Raw genomic sequence first — 16,443 nt, 5'->3', positions numbered from 1 at the left:
ATAAGGATTCAAAGGGGCGTTCATCGCCAAGGAGTTTTGAGGCAAATGAGGCGATCGCATGTGACGACCGTGTCATTGCTCGCGGCGCTGGCGTTGGCCGCCTGCACCAATGCGAAGGACGTTCTCGAACCCTCGGCCATCGCCCCGCAGTCGACACAGGCCGTGCCCGCAGCCGGCACGGCTGCAGCACCGCAGCCTTCCGCGACGGCACAACCTTCCGCCCCTGCACAGCCCGCAACCACGACCGTGCCGCCCGCAAAAAGCGCCGCCGTCATCGCACGAACCCGCCTGCAGGTGGCGCCGATCGTCGGCGCGTCGGTAGAAGCCGCCACACCGTTGACCGCGGAGCTTCAGACGCGAGCCAAGCAGCGCGGCATCATCTTGGCAGGCAGCGCCGGGCAGACCCCAACGCACGTGCTGAAAGGCTATTTCTCGACGATGTCGGAAGGTAAGGATACCACCGTCATCTATGTCTGGGACGTCTATGACCCGGCAGGCAACCGGCTGCATCGCATCAACGGCCAGCAGAAGGCGCCGTCGGTTAATGGTGGCGAAGGCTGGGCTGCTGTCGCGCCGGAGACCATGCAGGCGATCGCCGATCAGACGATCGACCAGTTTGCCACATGGCTTGGCGGTCAGGCGGGCTGACACGTTGCAGGCTGCCCTCGCCGTAAACGTTTATTGAGATTAGCCGGCGGATTCCCGATCACGACGCTTGCAATACCGGCACGGGCCGCTAAAAGCCCGACTTAAGAGGCTCAAGAGAGTCTGCCAGAGTCTCCATCCTTCACCAGGAACGGTGCATGAAGCTTTTCGCGGGCAATTCCAACAGAGTGCTGGCCGAAGCGGTCGCCCGCTATCTCAACATCCCGCTGGGCAAAGCCAGCGTCAGGCGCTTCGCCGATCAGGAGATCTTCGTCGAGATCCAGGAAAATGTGCGCGGCGAGGATGTCTTCATCCTGCAGTCCACCTCGTTCCCGACCAACGATCACCTGATGGAACTGCTCATCATGATCGACGCTTTCATGCGCTCATCGGCCAAGCGCATCACGGCGGTCATTCCCTATTTCGGCTATGCCAGGCAAGACCGCCGCGCCTCGGGCCGCACGCCGATCTCGGCCAAGCTGGTCGCCAACATGATCACGCGGGCGGGCGTCGACCGCGTCTTGACGCTGGATCTCCATGCCGGCCAGATCCAGGGCTTTTTCGACATCCCGACCGACAATCTCTTCTCAGTGCCGGTCATGGCCCGCGACGTGAAGGCGAAATACAAGCAGCTCGCCAATGTCATGGTCGTGTCGCCGGATGTCGGTGGCGTGGTCCGCGCCCGCGCGCTCGCCAAGCGCATCGATGCCCAGCTTGCCATCGTCGACAAGCGTCGCGAGCGCCCCGGTGAATCGGAAGTCATGAACGTCATCGGCGACGTGCGCGGCAAGGATTGCCTGCTGATCGACGACATCATCGATTCGGGCGGTACCTTGTGCAATGCGGCCGATGCGCTGCTTGCCGGCGGCGCCACCAGCGTCACCGCCTATACCACCCACGGCGTTTTGTCCGGCGGCGCCATCGCCCGCATCGGCGCCTCGAAGCTGCAGGAACTGGTCATTACAGATTCCATCCAGCCGACCCAGGCGGTGCTCGACGCCAGCAACATCCGCGTCATCTCCATCGCCGACCTAATGGGTGAGGCGATCTCGCGCACGGCGACCGAGGAATCGGTGTCGAGCCTGTTCGACTAGCGCACCGACCACGAAACGATTTTCAGCCCTCGATAGGGATGCTCTCGCACGTATCAAAGCCCACCATCGGGCGCGCCACTCCTAGGCTACAGGACCCGCGCCGGCACATTGGGCCGGCGAACGCCTTCGCCGGCATCCCGCGCGCCGCGCATATAGCCGCGCGGCGATGCTCCTAGCATGCGCTTGAACATAGTGATGAAGGCCGGCACGCTGTCATAGCCGAGATCGAGCGCCACTCTGGTGATCGGCTCGCCGTCCGCCAGCCGCGGCAAGGCCGCGAACAGGCAGGCCTGCTGGCGCCACGTCGATAGCGACAATCCGGTCTGGCGATGAAAGGCACGCGTAAAGGAACGGCGGCTCATGCCGACGATATCGGCCCATTCGTCGATCGTCGCATGCGGCGAGGGTGCTGCGACGAAGCGCCGGCACAGCGCCGCAAGCTTTGGATCTGAAGGAAAAGGCAGGCCGAGCGGCCGTTCCGGCAGGTTCGGGATTTCATGCAGCAGGAGGCTCATGATCAACCCGCCGCGCCCCTCCAACTCGCCGCCTTGCGGCAGCTTTTCCGATTCCACAATCAGGCTATGCATGAGGTCGGTGACGCCGACGACCCGCAGCCCTTCAGGCAACCCGGGGATCGCCTCCGGCATCACATAGACCGAACGCATGCTGACATCGCCAAGCATCTCGACGGAATGCTCGGTGCCGGCGGGAATCCACATGGCATGATCGGGCGGCACCATCCAGCGCCCATGTCGCGTCGTCACCAGCACCACGCCGACAAGCGCATGCAGCAACTGGCTGCGGTTATGGCGGTGCTGCGGCACGTGGTAGCCGTCGGGATATTCGGTCGGCAGGGCCACCGCCGGCCCGACGGCCTGCTCCAGCCACTGCCAGCGGCGCTCATGCAACTGCCCGAGATCGGTGTCGCCAGCTTTGAAGATTTCATTGCCGTGCGGCATTGGGTAATGGCCCACTCGCGAAACTATTGGACCAAACCACGAAAGAAGTCGCCCGGCAAGTGACTTATAAGGCAACCGGCTACGCCTGCGGGAGCGCCCGCCAAAAAGGCCACGGAGCACGCCTTGACCGACACGACAGCCACCACCGTCGCCACGCCTGCGCCGGCCAGCCACGCTTCTGCGCAAGCGACGGCCTTCACAGTCATCCTTGCGGTGAGCTTCTGCCATTGTGTCAACGACATCATGCAGTCGCTGCTGTCGGCCATCTATCCGCTGCTGAAGGATAATTACGGTCTCGATTTCTGGCAGATCGGCCTTTTGACCTTCACCTTCCAGGTGACGGCCTCATTGCTGCAGCCGCTGATCGGCATGGTCACCGACAAGCGGCCGATGCCTTATTCGCTGCCTTACGGCATGGCGGCCTCGCTGATCGGCCTGATCGTGCTGGCCTATGCCGGGCATTATTCGCTGCTGCTGATCGGCGCATCGCTGATCGGCATCGGTTCGGCGATCTTCCACCCGGAATCCTCGCGCATCGCCCGCTTTGCCTCGGGCGGCAGGTTCGGCCTGGCGCAGTCGTTGTTCCAGGTCGGCGGCAATTTCGGCCAGGCCTTGGGACCGCTGCTGGCTGCCTTCATCGTCGTGCCTTTCGGTCAGACCAGCATAGCGTGGTTTGCCGTCGGCTCGCTGATCGGCATCATCGTGCTGTGGCGGGTCGGCGGCTGGTACAGCCGCCTTCGCGCCTCGCTCGCCAACCGCAAGGCGGCAGCCTTCGTCTCGCCCTTTCCGCGCCGCAAGGTGATGAGCGCGCTGGCGGTGCTGACCTTGCTGGTGCTGACCAAGAACGCCTACGTCGCCAGCCTCGCCAGCTACTACACCTTCTACGCCATCGATAAATTCGGCGTTTCGGTGCAGATGTCGCAGGTCATGCTGTTCCTGTTCCTCGGCGCCTCGGCGCTGGGCATCCTGCTCGGCGGCCCGTTCGGCGACCGCTACGGACAGAAGCCGATGATCTGGTTCTCGATCGTCGGTGTCCTGCCCTTCACGCTGGCCCTGCCCTACGCCAATTTCGAATGGACGATGGTGCTGACCGTGCTGATCGGCCTGATCCTGTCCTCGGCCTTCTCGAACATCGTCGTCTTCGCGCAGGAACTCGTGCCGGGCCGGGTCGGCATGATCGCCGGCATCTTCTTCGGCTTCGCCTTCGGCATGGGCGGCATCGCCGCCGCCGTGCTCGGCGTCGTCGCCGACATGAAAGGCATCGATTTCGTCTTCCAGGTCTGCTCGTATCTGCCGCTGCTCGGCCTGCTGACGGTTTTTCTTCCCAACATGAAGGAAGCGACGAAGCTCTAGGACGAGTCCACGATCGGGTGAAGCTTGGGTTGGACCTCGGCTTTCCCCCAAGTCAGGCCGCGCGAAATGGCAACTCGATGGGAACTCGCGCGGTAAGGCGCTCGTTAAGAACGAGGCCAGGATTGGATACACCAATCACAGCGCTACTCAGAATTCTCAGGGATGGAGGTCATGCGGGCAGTCATCGTTGGCGCCGGGATTGCGGGACTTTCGATTGCCAAGGGGCTTCGGCTCCTCGGCTGGGAGGTCGAGATTTTCGAGCAGGCGAGCGAATTGAAGCCTTTGGGCGCAGGTCTCAGCCTGAGCGCCAACGCGCTTCGGGCTCTGCGCACGCTTGGGCTTTACGATGCGGTTGTGGCCAATGCGCAGGCGATACACCGGCTCGACCTTCTTGACGACAAAGGTCAGGTTCTTCAATCGACGGATTTTCAGCGCTTTAGCCAGCGATACGGTCATCTCAGCATGGCTGTGCTGCACCGAGGCGACCTTCACAAGGCCCTTCTTTCGCAGCTACCCCACTCGATAATTCACACCGATATGGAATGCGTCGATGCACGTGACTTGGGTGATCGCATCGTTCTACGCTTCGCGAATGAGGAGAGCGTGGAGAGCGATCTGGTGCTCGCCTGCGATGGCATTCACTCCGTGGTTCGCAAGGCGCTGTTTCCGCAATCGAGGGAGCGCTTCGCGCGTTATGTCTGCTGGCGCGCAATCGCGCCCGGCCTTCCGCAAGGAATGGACCCCACCCGCCTGACCGAGAGCTGGGGGGCCGGCAAACGGATCGGCCTAGCGGCGATTCCCGGCGAAAGAGTCTACTGGTTTGCCTGCAGCGGCGCCGACCGCGTCGGCGATCCCAAACTGGCGCAGGCCGATCTTGCCGAGGTGCGCGCAATGTTTTCCGGTTTCCACGATCCGATTCCGGAAATCTTCGATCGGACACCTGCCGGCTCGATGATCTGGACGGACATTCTCGATCTCGATCCAATGCCTGCGTTCACCCGCGGCAGAGTGGTCCTGCTTGGCGATGCCGCCCATGCCGTCACCCCTGATCTGGGACAGGGAGCGGGACTCGCGATTGAAGACGCGGCGGTGCTTGCGGCTTTGTTCGGACGGCATCCGATCGGGCAGGCAATCCGCGAATATGACAAGCGTCGCCTCGAAAGGGCGCATCGCGTTGCATCCGAATCGCGTTTTTACGCCGGAGTTGCGCAATTGCGGAACCCGCTTGTCGTCCCTCTCCGCAACTTGCTGGTGAAGAGCATCCCTGAGCGTTTCATGGACCGGCAGTTGGATTCGGTTCTCGACATAGACTTCGAGCCGGTCAGGATCGCCGCGTAGCGCCGAGCCTCCATGCATGGCCTTGGAAACCGACCTATTCCTGCTCGCCCTATGCATAACCACAGATCGAGCAATTTTGCCGTCATGTGCTGCAGAGCTTTCTAAATGCACTGATCGCGGCAACCACTCTCGAATGGACATCCTTGTCTGAAGGAACCGGCAGCGTGCTAATGACCCGCCGGATCTGCAGATCACCAATCAGCAGGTTCAAGAACCAATCGGCCGCGATGCGCGCAGATGGGCCGGTCAGCGCGCTGCTCTCCAAGCCGCGCTGGATCAGTTTCTCGATCAGCGGGAATACCGAATCGCGACCACCTGCGGCAATCGTCGCACCCAATTCGCCACTTTCGTCAGAAGCAGCCGCGCGGTTAAGGGAAATTGCCCGCTCGCCAAGCAGCATCGAAAGGAGGATCGGAGCAACATCCTCAAGGGTTACCAGAGGATCGGCTTCGTCCCTGATTGCCGCATCCAGTGCCGCTTTCGTGGTCCTTGCATTGTTCTCGACCATCGTCTTGAACAAGCCCTTCTTATCGCCATACCAGCGATAGAGAGTTTCGTTTGACGCCTTTGCCTCTTTGGCTATGCCAAGCATGGAAGTCCCGCCATAGCCTCTCTCCTTGAGAAGCTTGTAGGCTGCCCTCTCGATCTGTGCTCGACGCGCAGCCTTGGTGTCCTCGCGCATTCCAATCTCCGAAACTGCCAATCTGCGAAACTGCCAAGCTTCGAAACTGCTTGACCAAAACCGTACACGTTTGTACGCATATGTAAAAGCGTACACGGCGATACGGTTTGGTGGAAGCAGCGATGCCTGGGATAGTGGTAGGACTGTCGATCACATCGATCATCTTTTGCGGAGCGATTTTTGGATTTTTCTACGCTTGGGTCTGCTCCACAATGTGGGGCCTCGATCAGACTGATCCGCGCGTGGCAATCGAGGCAATGCAAGCGATGAATGCGTCGGTTCGCAACGCCGTGTTCTTTCCGGCATTCTTTCTGACGCCGGTCGTCCTGGGGCTCACGGCTGCCGCGATGCGTTTCGATGGCCGCAAGTCGCCTGCGTTTTGGTTCGCGGCGGCAGCGCTCGTCTATCTGACATCAGGCCTTTTCCTCACATTGACGGTGAACGTGCCAATGAACGAGGCATTGGCCGCAACTGCCATTCCCGACGATATCGAGACTGCGCGCCATATCTGGCAGGATTATTCACAACGATGGCAGTTCTGGAACCAGGCCCGAACCATCGCCTCAGGAATCGCCTTGGTTTTTGCCGGCCTCGGTCTGGTGAGGTTGTGACCGGATCGCCTGGCCCGGATGACGGGCGGGTGACTTCCTGCCTTACATCGCTTTGAGCGGAATGCCGCCGGCGCCCACGGCGAAATCGGACGAATGCCAGATTGAGCTTACGTGCTCGCGGGTTGATTGCAAGGCGTGCAATACCTGGCCTCGGAACTCCGAGGAACGCCACACTTTTCTCTTCGGCAGCAACGAAATTGGCGACATTTCCTAACGGGCTTCGGAATTTCCGAAAATCCTCCCTCGTAATATCTACTAAGTCTGTCAACTATATAGACTACAAGAAAGGAGGGACCATGCCCAAGCCCCGTCAAATCCATCTCAATGCCTTTCTCAGGAACGTCGGCCAGCACGAGGCCGCATGGCGACTGCCGGAGACCCGAACCGCCTCAGTCACGGACATCGATCACTATCGCAACCTCGCGTCGGTGGCCGAGAGAGGCAAGCTGGATGCGATCTTCTTTGCCGATCATCCTGTCCTCAAGGACCGCTCGCAGGACCGTCCCTGGGATGCGCTCGACCCGTTCACGCTGATAGCGGCCCTGTCGGGCGTCACCAGCCGCATCGGACTGGTGGCGACAGCCTCGACGACCTACAACGATCCCTATGGGCTGGCGCGGCGGTTCGCCACGCTCGACCATGTCAGCAAGGGGCGTGCAGCGTGGAACGCCGTGACCACGGCAAATGCCGCCGCGGCTGCAAACTTCGGTTTCGAGCACCACCCAGATCCCGACGCGCGGTACGAGAGGGCGACCGAGTTCCTGCAGGTCGTCAATGCGCTCTGGGACAGTTGGGACGACGACGCCGTGCTCGGCGACAAGGACAAAGGCATTTTCGTCGATCCCAACAGCATCCACAGCATCGACCATCGCGGGAAGCATTTCAAAGTGGCAGGACCTCTCGAGGTGCCGCGCTCGCCCCAGGGGCGTCCGGTCGTGTTCCAAGCGGGGTCGTCGGAACCGGGCAAGGAACTTGCCTCGCGATACGCTGACGCCATCTTCACGGCGCAGCCCGTCATCGAGGACGCTCAGGCCTTCTACGCCGAAATCAAGTCGCGGGTGCTCGCTCATGGCCGCGATCCGGAGAAGGTTCTCATCCTGCCGGGCCTCTCTTTCTTCATCGGCGGAACCGACGAGGAGGCGCATGGCCTGCAGGACACGTTCGAAAATCTGACGCTGCCCACATACGGCCTCGCGCAACTCACGCGCGTGACGGGCATCGACCTCTCCGGTCATGATCTGGACGACACAGTGAGAATTCCTCCGCGAGCAGATGTCGCCATCGACCATAAGAGCCGTCACGATCTCATCCACAAGCTGACGTCCACGGAGACATTGAGCCTCCGGCAGCTCCTTAGGCGGCTAAGCGCAGGGCGGGGCCACCGGATAGCAACCGGCACGCCGGAGCAGATCGCCGCCACGATCGTCGAATGGTTTCAGAATGGGGCCGCGGACGGATTCAACCTGATCCCTCCAGCCCTTCCCTCGTCGCTCGAGACATTCGTCGACCAGATTGTGCCGATTCTTCAGGGAAGAGGCCTGTTCCGCAGCGAATACGAAGGTTCAACGCTCAGGGAGCATCTTGGCCTGGACCGTCCGAGCGCCTCGCGCGCCTTCGCGGCGGCTGCGGAATGACATTCGTCTCATTCTCGAACCCCTCTAGGGGCCGTGTCGCCGAAACCGCAATAACGGATGCGCGGTCGGGCGTGCGGCTGCTGCCGCGCAAATCGGTCACTGGGCAAAGGGTTCTCGGCCCCGCTCTCGTGCTGCTTGTCTGGTATGCCGCCTCTGCGCAAGGATGGATATCCCAAGCCAAGCTGCCTGGCCCCGCCGCAGTGTTCGATTCTTTCCTCGAGCTCGCAGGAAGCGGCGTCCTCGCCTCCGACATGCTGATGTCGCTGCAAAGGGCGTCGATCGGTCTCCTCATTGGTGTCTTCTCGGGGTTTCTCCTCGCAGTCCTCGCTGGTTTGAGCAGGCTGGGCGACTCCCTCATCGACGGCAATATCCAGGTGAAGCGGGCGATCCCCAGCCTCGCGCTTATCCCGCTCTTCATCATCTGGCTCGGCATCGGAGAGACGATGAAGGTCATGACGATCGCCCTTGGTGTTATGGTGCCGATCTATATCAACACCCACGCTGCTCTAAGGGGCATCGACCGCCGCTATGTGGAGCTCGGCCAGACTCTCTCGCTCTCGCGTCTAGGTTTCATTCGCGACATCGTCGTTCCGGCTTCGCTGCCTGGCTTCTTCACCGGCCTTAGGTTGGGGGTCACAGGCGCGTGGACGGCGCTCGTCGTCGTAGAGACGGTCAACGCGACGAGCGGCATAGGCTACATGATCGGCCAGGCTCGCACTTACGGACAAACCGAAGTCGTGCTGCTCGGACTGATCGTCTACGGTTTTCTTGGTTTCCTGTCCGACGCCGTCGTGCGTCTGATCGAAAGAAGGGTGCTCTCGTGGCGTCAGTCGCTCGATCATTGAGCCGGTCACTGCCGGTCGTCGCCGTTGTAAAAGTGGAGGGGCTCGTCCGGCGTTTCTCCGGTCATGATGTTCTGCGCGGCGTAGACCTCGATATTCGCCGGGGCGAATTTGTTGCTCTCCTCGGCAAGAGCGGCTCTGGAAAGAGCACGATCCTGCGGGCTCTTGCCGGGCTCGACGATGGAGCAGACGGGGCGGGGCGGATCACCGTGCCGCCGCGCAGATCGGTGCTCTTTCAGGATTCGCGGCTGTTGCCATGGAAGAGCGTCATCGAGAATGTGACGCTCGGCCTCGATGGGCCGGATGTGCGCGAGCGGGCCCTATCCGCGCTGAGAGAAGTCGAGCTTCAGCACAGAATCTCCGCCTGGCCGAAGACGTTATCCGGGGGCGAGCAGCAGCGCGTCGCACTGGCGCGTTCGCTCGTGCGCAGTCCCGACCTTCTCCTCGCCGACGAGCCGTTCAGCGCACTCGACGCCCTGACCAGGATCCGCATGCAGCGGCTTCTCCTGGAGTTGTGCAGGCGCCACCAGCCGTCCGTTCTTTTCGTTACGCACGATGTGGAGGAGGCATTGAGGTTGGCCGACCGGGTGCTGATCATATCCGACGGCGTCGTCTCGTCGAACCACGAGGTTGCCGCCGCCCGCACGTCTCTCGACCGCTCCGAAAAGCTCCGCAACGAGATCTTGGAGCGGCTCGGCGTGCCGTTTCCCATAGCCAGACCCATAGACAGACATTGAGAGGCCCACCAATGACAGATCGTCGTCAAGCATTTCGTGCAGGCATCGTCGCACTTTTCGCAGCCCTCGTTGCCGGCGTCGCTTCGGCCCAGGACGCCTCTTTGCCCACCAAGGTGCCGGTAGGAGCCAAGATCGTGCTGGCGGATGACGCCAACAACGCGGCGAGCCTGCTGAAGCTCTCCGGAGAATATGACAAGCTCGCCGCCGACGTCTCTTTCGCCAATTTTACCAGCGGACCGCTGAGACTGGAGGCTATCCGGGCAGGCGCGGCGCAGGTCGGAGCCGTGGGAGATGTGCCTCCCATCCTTGCGCAATATTCCGGTGCTGACGTCGTCATCGTCGGTGTTGTGGTCACCGAAGGACCGACAACGATCATTGCGACGGCTCCTGGATCAGGCATCAAGGAACTCAAGGACCTGAAGGGCAAGAAGATCGGCATCAATCCTGGCACTGCACAGCAGGCCATCGTCTTTAGAAATCTGCGATCGGTTGGACTGACCGCCAACGACATCGTTCCTATCAACCTGGGCCTTGCCGAATTCGCCGATGCGTTGCGCGCCGACCAGATCGACGTTGCCGTCCTGAAGCAGCCCGATCGTGCCCGCTACCTCAAATCAGTCGCAGGCACAAACGCCATCGAGCTAGACAACGCTCCGGAAAGCAACAAGAACCTGAAGATCCTCTACGCGAGCAAGACCGCGCTCGCCGATCCCGCGCAAGCCGCAGCTATCCGCGACCTTGTCGTCCACTGGTACCGGGCTCACCTATGGAAGAACGATCATCTCGATGTCTGGAAAAGTGAGTATCTCCAAAAAGATCAGAGACTGAGCGAGGCCGACGCAAAGTCGGTGATCGAATCCGAGACCGGCAAAAGCCGAATCCCGGACTGGAAATCCGAGATCATTCCGCGTCAGCAGGATACGATCGATCTCCTGCAGTCTGCTGGTCAGTTCAAGGGCAGAGTGCTCAAGGCGGAGGACGAGTTCGATCTTCGCTTTGACGGCTTGAGCGATAAAAGCAAGTCAGCAACCGAACTGCACACGGATGGATGATCCGGGCGGCGAATCGGTTGCGGTCGGCCCCTGCCGCCGCCCTCCGGCTGCAAGCCCGGCAAGACCAACGATGATACCTATAACGGCCGCCGACATGGTTGACCCGAAATTGCCTATCGTTCCTCTCTGCAGCCGTCGATCGCCAGCAGCCCTTGCGGCGACGGATTGGCTCACAATCCGTAACAGCTGCACGCGTTGACGGGCCATTGCTTGGCACGGGATCCACTATCTGAACTTAAATGCGCGCGTTGCCCACATCAGCCGGAATGCCTGTTCGGCTGCGTTCGCCAGCAGCGTGTCGGCGTCACGGATCGCGTCTTCGAGGGAACACGGTCGGCACAGAATGCTGAAGAAGGCATCGATGCCGATTTCGTGGGTCGCCTCGGCGCCTGCTCCGACGGTTCCGGCTAAGGCGATGACGGGCAGATTGTGACGTTTCGCGCGCCGGGCGATCTCGGCTGGCACCTTTCCAAAGCTCGTCTGGCCATCCAGGCCACCCTCGGCCGTCATGACGATGTCGGTGTTTGCCAGTCGATGATCGAGATCCATGTACCGCAGGATCAGATCGAAGCGCGGATGCAGCCGGGCCCCAGCAAAGGCGTGAAGTCCGGCGCCGAGTCCACCGGAAGCTCCTCCGCCGACAAGCGGCGCCACGTCGATGCCGAGGTCGCGGCGAACGACGTGAGCGAGATTTTCCATACCCTGCTCGAGCAAAGCCACCTGATCAGGTGTTGCACCCTTTTGCGGGCCGAACACCCGGGCGACGCCTCTCTCACCGAGCAACATGTTATAGGGGTTCACAGCGACATCGATACGAACATTCAAAAGGCGATGGTCACGACTGGAAAGATCGACGTGAGCAAGCGATGAAAGCGCCGAGCCGCTCCCCGAAATGGGAATGCCACCGCCATCGAGCAGACGCACGCCTAAGGCTTGGGCCATGCCCGTTCCCGCGTCGTTGACGCCCGAGTCACCGCAGCCGATCAGAATTCTTTCCGCGCCAAGATCGAGCGCAAAACGAACCAACTCGCCGACCCCGTAACTTGTGGTGCGGGTCGGATCCCGCATGTCCGTGGGGACAAGCCGGAGCCCGGCAGCCGCCGCGATTTCCAGAACGGCTGTCCGCTTTTTTCCTCGCCCGAGAAAACCGACGGTAGCCTCCACGGGTTGCCCCACCGGTCCCGTCACCGTGACGGAATGCAGCTCGCCATGGGACAGTTCAACAAGAGTCCGCGTAAAATCCTCGCCTCCATCGACCATCGGAAGGCCCAGGATCTTTGCTGTCGGAACGGCATTGCGGACGCCCCGCGCCAATGCGTCGATGACGTCACGAACGCCGAGGCTCTCTTTAAAGCCAGAGGGTGCGACCAACACTCGAAGCCGTCTTCTTTTCTTCGACGCTTTCTTTTTCGACATTCTAAGGCCTTCCCGGAAGTTGCGGATCGAGCGTGGTGAGCAGGGCTCCGATGGTTGGCCAAGCGGCCACTGCGAACACGACGATGAGAATGAATTGCACCGGCAGCAGGATGGAACTCAGAAGGGCCAGGTCTTTCGGGCCGTAGCCTTCGTCGTCGACGCCCCCGAAAAGCGCCACCGGCTTCGCGCAGATCATGAGGGTTTGGCAAAAGCCGGTTGCCGAGACGAGGACAAGCGTTGCAAGCAGCGGGTCGAGCCGCACTGTCGACGCAAGCATCAGCGCCGGGGGCAGCAGCACCGAGACGCGCGCCGTGCGACTGTGGATCACGAGATGACTGAAAAGGCCTAGCAAGGCTAGCAACGAGACAAGGGCCAGCGGCCCCAAGCCAGTGCCGCGCAGCGGATCGACCATCGTCTCGATCAACCACCGATGGAGGCCTGATGCCGTCAGGCCGTCTGCCAAGCAGATCGTCGCTGCCAGGAACAAGAGCAGCTTCCACTCCGCGCTCTTGATCGCATCGCCAAACGCCACGGGGCCGACCTGAGGAAGCGTGGCCAAGAGAGCGCCGCCGAGAGCGATGACGGTGGCATCGAGCCCGTGAACAGGTTCGGTCAGCCATGCGATGACAACGCCGCCGGCGATCCAGAGTATCGGCTGCCGTGCCAACCCGGCACCAGCATTGTTGATGGTCGTCGGCTGCAAAAGTGCCATCCGCCGTTCCACCGGCGACAGGAAAAGCCGGAGCAGGCATTCGACCGAAAGGAAGGTGCTCACGACCGCAAACGGCAGGCCGAAAGCGATCCATTCCAGGTAGCTTACTTTCACACCCGAGAGGCGGCCGACCATTTCGATCGCCAGCAGATGGGCACCGGCGCCAACGGGCGACGCAATGGCCGAGAGCAGAATAACAGTGGGGAACAGCAGCGCGAACGCTCTTCGCAACCGAGCACTTCCACAGCGCCCAGCGATCGCATGATAGGCAGGGATCATCAAAGCTGCGCGACCCGAGGTCGACGGAACGATGAAGGCTGTGGCGACCATCACAGCCGTCAAAGAATAGGCGACTGTGCGAACCGACCGCATGCGCCCCGTCACGAGGCCGAGGATGCGATCTGCGACCCCACTTGCCTTGAAGGCGGCCGCCAGCATGAAGGAGGCGAGCAACAGCCAGATCAATTCATCCCCGAGCGCATGAAACAGCGCCGCGGAATCACGGTTGACAAGCAGCGCCATAGCCAGTCCAGCGGCAATTGCAACGAAGGTGTCGTCTAACGGCGTCAAGGTCCATCCGATGATCGCGACAAGCAGGATCTCGAGCGCTCGCCGAGCGTCGGTCGGAAGCGCGGGGAGGCCGAATTCAATGACGGCCACGCAGAGGGACACACAGGTTCCGATCAGTGCGGCTCGCCATATCGGCCAGAGCGCCGGCGGTGTCCTTTCCCGAGGAGCGGCGTCCCGAAGCGTGGCGTCAATGTCAGTCTGAAAATCTACTTGTGCCAACCGAAACCTCTTCGAGCTCGTCGCCGATGTGGCGGCGGGGGCGCAACACGGCCCCGCGCTCGAACTTAGGATGTTCCGATTAGACGCTCGGCAGAGCTCCGGTTAGAATTTGGTGAGAGACGCTATCCGATCGCCGGCAGGATCACCGCATGACCGTTCGAGGCCGCATCCTCCTATTTCAAATCGTCATTCTCGCCCTTGTCGGGCTGATTTCAGGACTGGCGTTCGCAACGCTCCATCTGACAGAGGAATTCGTCCGCCGCATCGACAGCGTCCACGGGCGGTTCGAAGCGCTCGCCGAACTCAACGGGCAGTCCAACAATTACACCGAGCAACTCGCCGAGGTTTTGCTGCTTGGGCCCGAACAGATGCCGGATTTCGAAGCGGCACGACGAGCACTGAAATCCGGATTCCACAAACTGGAGGGCGCGACGCGCGAGGAGCTCGGCGTTCTCCAATATTGGAGCGATAGACGCGAGGAGGAGACCGAACTCAGATTCGTAGGCCGCATCAAGGCGCTGTTTGAGGCGATCGATCTGGCTGCCCAGCGACTGTTCAGTCAGCGAACAAAGCCGGAGCCAACCGGCATCGTAGACGCGTTCCGCAACGATGTGGAGCATCGACTAGAGAACGATTTCGAAGAAATGATCGAAGCCGCCTTGCACGATGAGCGCCGGGAGGTTGGAGAGGAGCTCGCCCGCGTCCGTGCTGCGCAATGGCGTCTGCTGCTACTGACCGGCGGCTTCTCTGCGTTGCTCATGCTGGGCAGTCTCGGCTCCGGCCTCGTCCTGCGACGGTCAATCGCCACACCTATGCGTGAGCTGAATGAGAGCGCCAAGGCCATCGCTGCAGGTAAGCTCGACCATCGCATCTCTGCGACCGGACGCGACGAGTTCGCTTCCTTGTCGCGAAGTTTCAACAGCATGGCCGAGGCCCTTGAGATCGAACGTGCCGCTCTGATTTCGGTAAAGGACCGCCTGGAGGCGGAAGTTCAGCTGCGCACGAGCGAACTGCGGAAAGCCAATGAGCAACTGAGGGCTCTCAATAGCCGACGCACACAATTCTTTGCGGAGGCAAGCCACGAGCTCCGCACGCCGCTGACGATCCTCCGCGGAGAGGCGGACGTTGCCCTTCGCGGCCAACCGCGTGTTGGACCTTATCGCGAAGCTCTGAGCCGAATCCGCAATCATGCTGAAGACATGGCTCGCAACCTGGGGGACCTTCTGGCATTCGCCCGCTCCGAAGCCGAAGATTTCCGGTTTTCCTTGCACAACATCGATTCCGGTGAGGTTGTGAAGGCGGCCGTTCAGGAGGCTTCCGTACTCGCCGGTCCCAAGCAGATATCCGTCGATCTGTCGCTCAACCCAGACCATCTCCTCATTCGGGGTGACGCGCAGCGCCTAAAGCAAGCGCTGCTGATCGGCTTCGATAACGCCATAAAGTATTCAAAGCCATACCAGGCGATTGCAGTCGAGATGACTGAGCGCCATGGAATGCTTGAGATCGTTATCAGCGACAGCGGCTCAGGGATCGATGCCAACGATCTCCCCTTCGTGTTCGACCGTTATTATCGCGGGCGTGGCAGCGGGAGATCCACGGCCGAGGGGCTTGGTGTTGGCCTCGCGATCGCCAAGGAGATCATAGACAGGCACGATGGCACTATCGGCCTTGAAGGAATGGAGCCTTCAGGAACCCTCCTCAGAATCAGACTGCCGCTGGTAAAACACACCGATGATTCGAATCCTGATCGTTGAAGACGACCGGCGTGTCTCCGACTTTCTCCGCCGGGGGCTGGAGGCCGAAGGCTTTCACGTGAGTATCGCGGAGGACGGCCGCGAGGGGCTGGCCGTTATTCGCACGGACCCATTCGATCTCGTGATCCTGGACCGTCTGCTTCCCTATCTGGACGGCCTTGAGCTGTGCCGGATCGTGCGATTGGAGCAGTGGCCGGTTCTCATCCTGATGCTGACCGCCAAGGAGACAATTCAAGATCGCGTAGATGGGCTCAAGGGCGGCGCCGACGATTACCTGACGAAACCGTTTGCCTTTGATGAGCTGGTGGCCAGGATTGACGCCCTACGCCGACGCCGTCCGGGCGCAGTGGAGGGGCAGTTGCTTCGAGTAGGCAGCCTCGACCTCGACACGAGTGCTCGCCGTTCTACGGACGGCGACCGGGAAATCCGCCTTACCCGACGTGAATTCGACCTTCTGCATTTCCTGATGCTCAATGCGGGGAAGGTGGTCAGCCGCCAGCGCATCCTCAACAACGTCTGGTCATACAGCTTCGAACCTGGGACCAAGATCGTGGAGGTATACATTCGCTATCTGCGTGCCAAGCTCGGACCGGATGCATCGGCTAGCATTCAGACGGTCCGTGGGATCGGCTACATGCTGGTCGAGCGGAAGCCATAGAAGGTAGAGCGAACCTCTTTCGCCCGCCCAAGCCGGAAATTTCATTGCGCCGCCTCCTCGTTCGTGGCCTTCAGCCTCGACCTGCCAGGTTCGTCAGTGCTTGCATATCCGCAGTTGGTGCCAAGCCGAAGTTCAGGTGAGACTGCCCACCCCCAACGGCTTGCACC

Annotated in this window: 15 protein-coding genes; 11 read left to right on the top strand and 4 right to left on the bottom strand. The window is 61.2% G+C overall.

Translation table 11 applies throughout. The features are described from left to right. Positions 1-45: 45 nt before the first annotated feature. Positions 46-648, top strand: coding sequence for a hypothetical protein (locus EN885_RS26190; protein ID WP_095488842.1), 603 nt, complete (start codon positions 46-48; stop codon positions 646-648). 155 nt (positions 649-803) lie between these two features. Then, complete coding sequence (locus EN885_RS26185; RefSeq protein WP_065011960.1) at positions 804-1,739, top strand: ribose-phosphate pyrophosphokinase; 936 nt, start codon at positions 804-806, stop codon at positions 1,737-1,739. Positions 1,740-1,825: 86 nt separating this feature from the next. Here EN885_RS26185 and EN885_RS26180 read toward each other — a convergent pair whose 3' ends face one another. Continuing rightward, positions 1,826-2,698, bottom strand: coding sequence for a helix-turn-helix transcriptional regulator (locus EN885_RS26180; RefSeq protein ID WP_128243236.1), 873 nt, complete (start codon positions 2,696-2,698; stop codon positions 1,826-1,828). A gap of 123 nt (positions 2,699-2,821) precedes the next feature. Between EN885_RS26180 and EN885_RS26175 the strand changes: the two genes are divergently transcribed. Next, the gene (locus EN885_RS26175) at positions 2,822-4,051 is read left to right on the top strand and encodes an MFS transporter (protein WP_164897917.1); all 1,230 of its coding nucleotides are present in this window, start codon (positions 2,822-2,824) and stop codon (positions 4,049-4,051) included. A 171-nt stretch (positions 4,052-4,222) separates the two neighbouring features. Then, entirely contained in the window at positions 4,223-5,389 is a 1,167-nt protein-coding gene (locus EN885_RS26170) for an FAD-dependent monooxygenase (protein ID WP_128243234.1), read from the top strand. An 82-nt stretch (positions 5,390-5,471) separates the two neighbouring features. Here the strand turns inward: EN885_RS26170 and EN885_RS26165 are convergent, their stop codons facing one another. After that, positions 5,472-6,071 (bottom strand): TetR/AcrR family transcriptional regulator, encoded by a 600-nt coding sequence (locus EN885_RS26165; protein ID WP_128243233.1) that lies wholly within the window; start codon positions 6,069-6,071, stop codon positions 5,472-5,474. Between the two features lie 266 nt (positions 6,072-6,337). Between EN885_RS26165 and EN885_RS26160 the strand changes: the two genes are divergently transcribed. From EN885_RS26160 to EN885_RS26140, 5 genes are all read left to right on the top strand, one after another. After that, positions 6,338-6,682, top strand: coding sequence for an anthrone oxygenase family protein (locus tag EN885_RS26160; protein ID WP_348627605.1), 345 nt, complete (start codon positions 6,338-6,340; stop codon positions 6,680-6,682). Between the two features lie 296 nt (positions 6,683-6,978). Then, positions 6,979-8,316, top strand: a complete 1,338-nt coding sequence (locus EN885_RS26155) for an LLM class flavin-dependent oxidoreductase (RefSeq protein WP_128243231.1) — start codon at positions 6,979-6,981, stop codon at positions 8,314-8,316. Then, positions 8,313-9,161 carry an ABC transporter permease gene (locus tag EN885_RS26150; protein ID WP_128243230.1) on the top strand — a complete coding sequence of 283 codons (849 nt, stop codon included), beginning with the start codon at positions 8,313-8,315 and terminating at the stop codon, positions 9,159-9,161. Before EN885_RS26155 ends, EN885_RS26150 begins: the two co-directional genes overlap by 4 nt. Further along, the gene (locus EN885_RS26145; protein WP_128243298.1) at positions 9,158-9,895 is read left to right on the top strand and encodes an ABC transporter ATP-binding protein; all 738 of its coding nucleotides are present in this window, start codon (positions 9,158-9,160) and stop codon (positions 9,893-9,895) included. Before EN885_RS26150 ends, EN885_RS26145 begins: the two co-directional genes overlap by 4 nt. Positions 9,896-9,906: 11 nt before the next feature. Then, positions 9,907-10,947: an ABC transporter substrate-binding protein gene (locus EN885_RS26140; RefSeq protein WP_128243229.1), complete on the top strand. Its 1,041-nt coding sequence runs from the start codon at positions 9,907-9,909 to the stop codon at positions 10,945-10,947. A 225-nt stretch (positions 10,948-11,172) separates the two neighbouring features. On the opposite strand, the gene EN885_RS26135 is transcribed toward EN885_RS26140, so the two are convergent. Beyond that, the gene (locus EN885_RS26135; RefSeq protein WP_128243228.1) at positions 11,173-12,363 is read right to left on the bottom strand and encodes a glycerate kinase; all 1,191 of its coding nucleotides are present in this window, start codon (positions 12,361-12,363) and stop codon (positions 11,173-11,175) included. Position 12,364: 1 nt separating this feature from the next. Then, the gene (locus EN885_RS26130; protein ID WP_128243227.1) at positions 12,365-13,735 is read right to left on the bottom strand and encodes an SLC13 family permease; all 1,371 of its coding nucleotides are present in this window, start codon (positions 13,733-13,735) and stop codon (positions 12,365-12,367) included. A 278-nt stretch (positions 13,736-14,013) separates the two neighbouring features. Between EN885_RS26130 and EN885_RS26125 the strand changes: the two genes are divergently transcribed. Both EN885_RS26125 and EN885_RS26120 read left to right on the top strand, forming a co-directional pair. Further along, positions 14,014-15,618, top strand: a complete 1,605-nt coding sequence (locus EN885_RS26125) for a HAMP domain-containing sensor histidine kinase (protein ID WP_128243226.1) — start codon at positions 14,014-14,016, stop codon at positions 15,616-15,618. Continuing rightward, positions 15,596-16,276 (top strand): response regulator transcription factor, encoded by a 681-nt coding sequence (locus EN885_RS26120; RefSeq protein WP_348627328.1) that lies wholly within the window; start codon positions 15,596-15,598, stop codon positions 16,274-16,276. The genes EN885_RS26125 and EN885_RS26120 overlap by 23 nt, the downstream gene beginning before the upstream one ends. The last annotated feature ends 167 nt before the right edge of the window (positions 16,277-16,443 follow it).

Source organism: Mesorhizobium sp. M6A.T.Cr.TU.014.01.1.1 (assembly GCF_004022765.1).
GTDB classification, from domain to species: domain Bacteria; phylum Pseudomonadota; class Alphaproteobacteria; order Rhizobiales; family Rhizobiaceae; genus Mesorhizobium; species Mesorhizobium mediterraneum.
The sequence above is the reverse complement of the archived record's forward strand: the minus strand, read 5'-3'. Positions and strand labels throughout refer to the sequence as shown.

What these genes read in the sequence shown, in the direction of transcription:
- EN885_RS26180 (WP_128243236.1), bottom strand. Translation starts at nt 2,698, where the DNA reads ATGCCGCACGGCAATGAAATCTTCAAAGCTGGCGACACCGATCTCGGG.
- EN885_RS26165 (WP_128243233.1), bottom strand. Translation starts at nt 6,071, where the DNA reads ATGCGCGAGGACACCAAGGCTGCGCGTCGAGCACAGATCGAGAGGGCA.
- EN885_RS26120 (WP_348627328.1), top strand. Translation starts at nt 15,596, where the DNA reads ATGATTCGAATCCTGATCGTTGAAGACGACCGGCGTGTCTCCGACTTT.
- EN885_RS26170 (WP_128243234.1), top strand. Translation starts at nt 4,223, where the DNA reads ATGCGGGCAGTCATCGTTGGCGCCGGGATTGCGGGACTTTCGATTGCC.
- EN885_RS26160 (WP_348627605.1), top strand. Translation starts at nt 6,338, where the DNA reads ATGAATGCGTCGGTTCGCAACGCCGTGTTCTTTCCGGCATTCTTTCTG.
- EN885_RS26135 (WP_128243228.1), bottom strand. Translation starts at nt 12,363, where the DNA reads ATGTCGAAAAAGAAAGCGTCGAAGAAAAGAAGACGGCTTCGAGTGTTG.
- EN885_RS26125 (WP_128243226.1), top strand. Translation starts at nt 14,014, where the DNA reads ATGACCGTTCGAGGCCGCATCCTCCTATTTCAAATCGTCATTCTCGCC.
- EN885_RS26150 (WP_128243230.1), top strand. Translation starts at nt 8,313, where the DNA reads ATGACATTCGTCTCATTCTCGAACCCCTCTAGGGGCCGTGTCGCCGAA.
- EN885_RS26140 (WP_128243229.1), top strand. Translation starts at nt 9,907, where the DNA reads ATGACAGATCGTCGTCAAGCATTTCGTGCAGGCATCGTCGCACTTTTC.
- EN885_RS26185 (WP_065011960.1), top strand. Translation starts at nt 804, where the DNA reads ATGAAGCTTTTCGCGGGCAATTCCAACAGAGTGCTGGCCGAAGCGGTC.
- EN885_RS26155 (WP_128243231.1), top strand. Translation starts at nt 6,979, where the DNA reads ATGCCCAAGCCCCGTCAAATCCATCTCAATGCCTTTCTCAGGAACGTC.
- EN885_RS26190 (WP_095488842.1), top strand. Translation starts at nt 46, where the DNA reads ATGAGGCGATCGCATGTGACGACCGTGTCATTGCTCGCGGCGCTGGCG.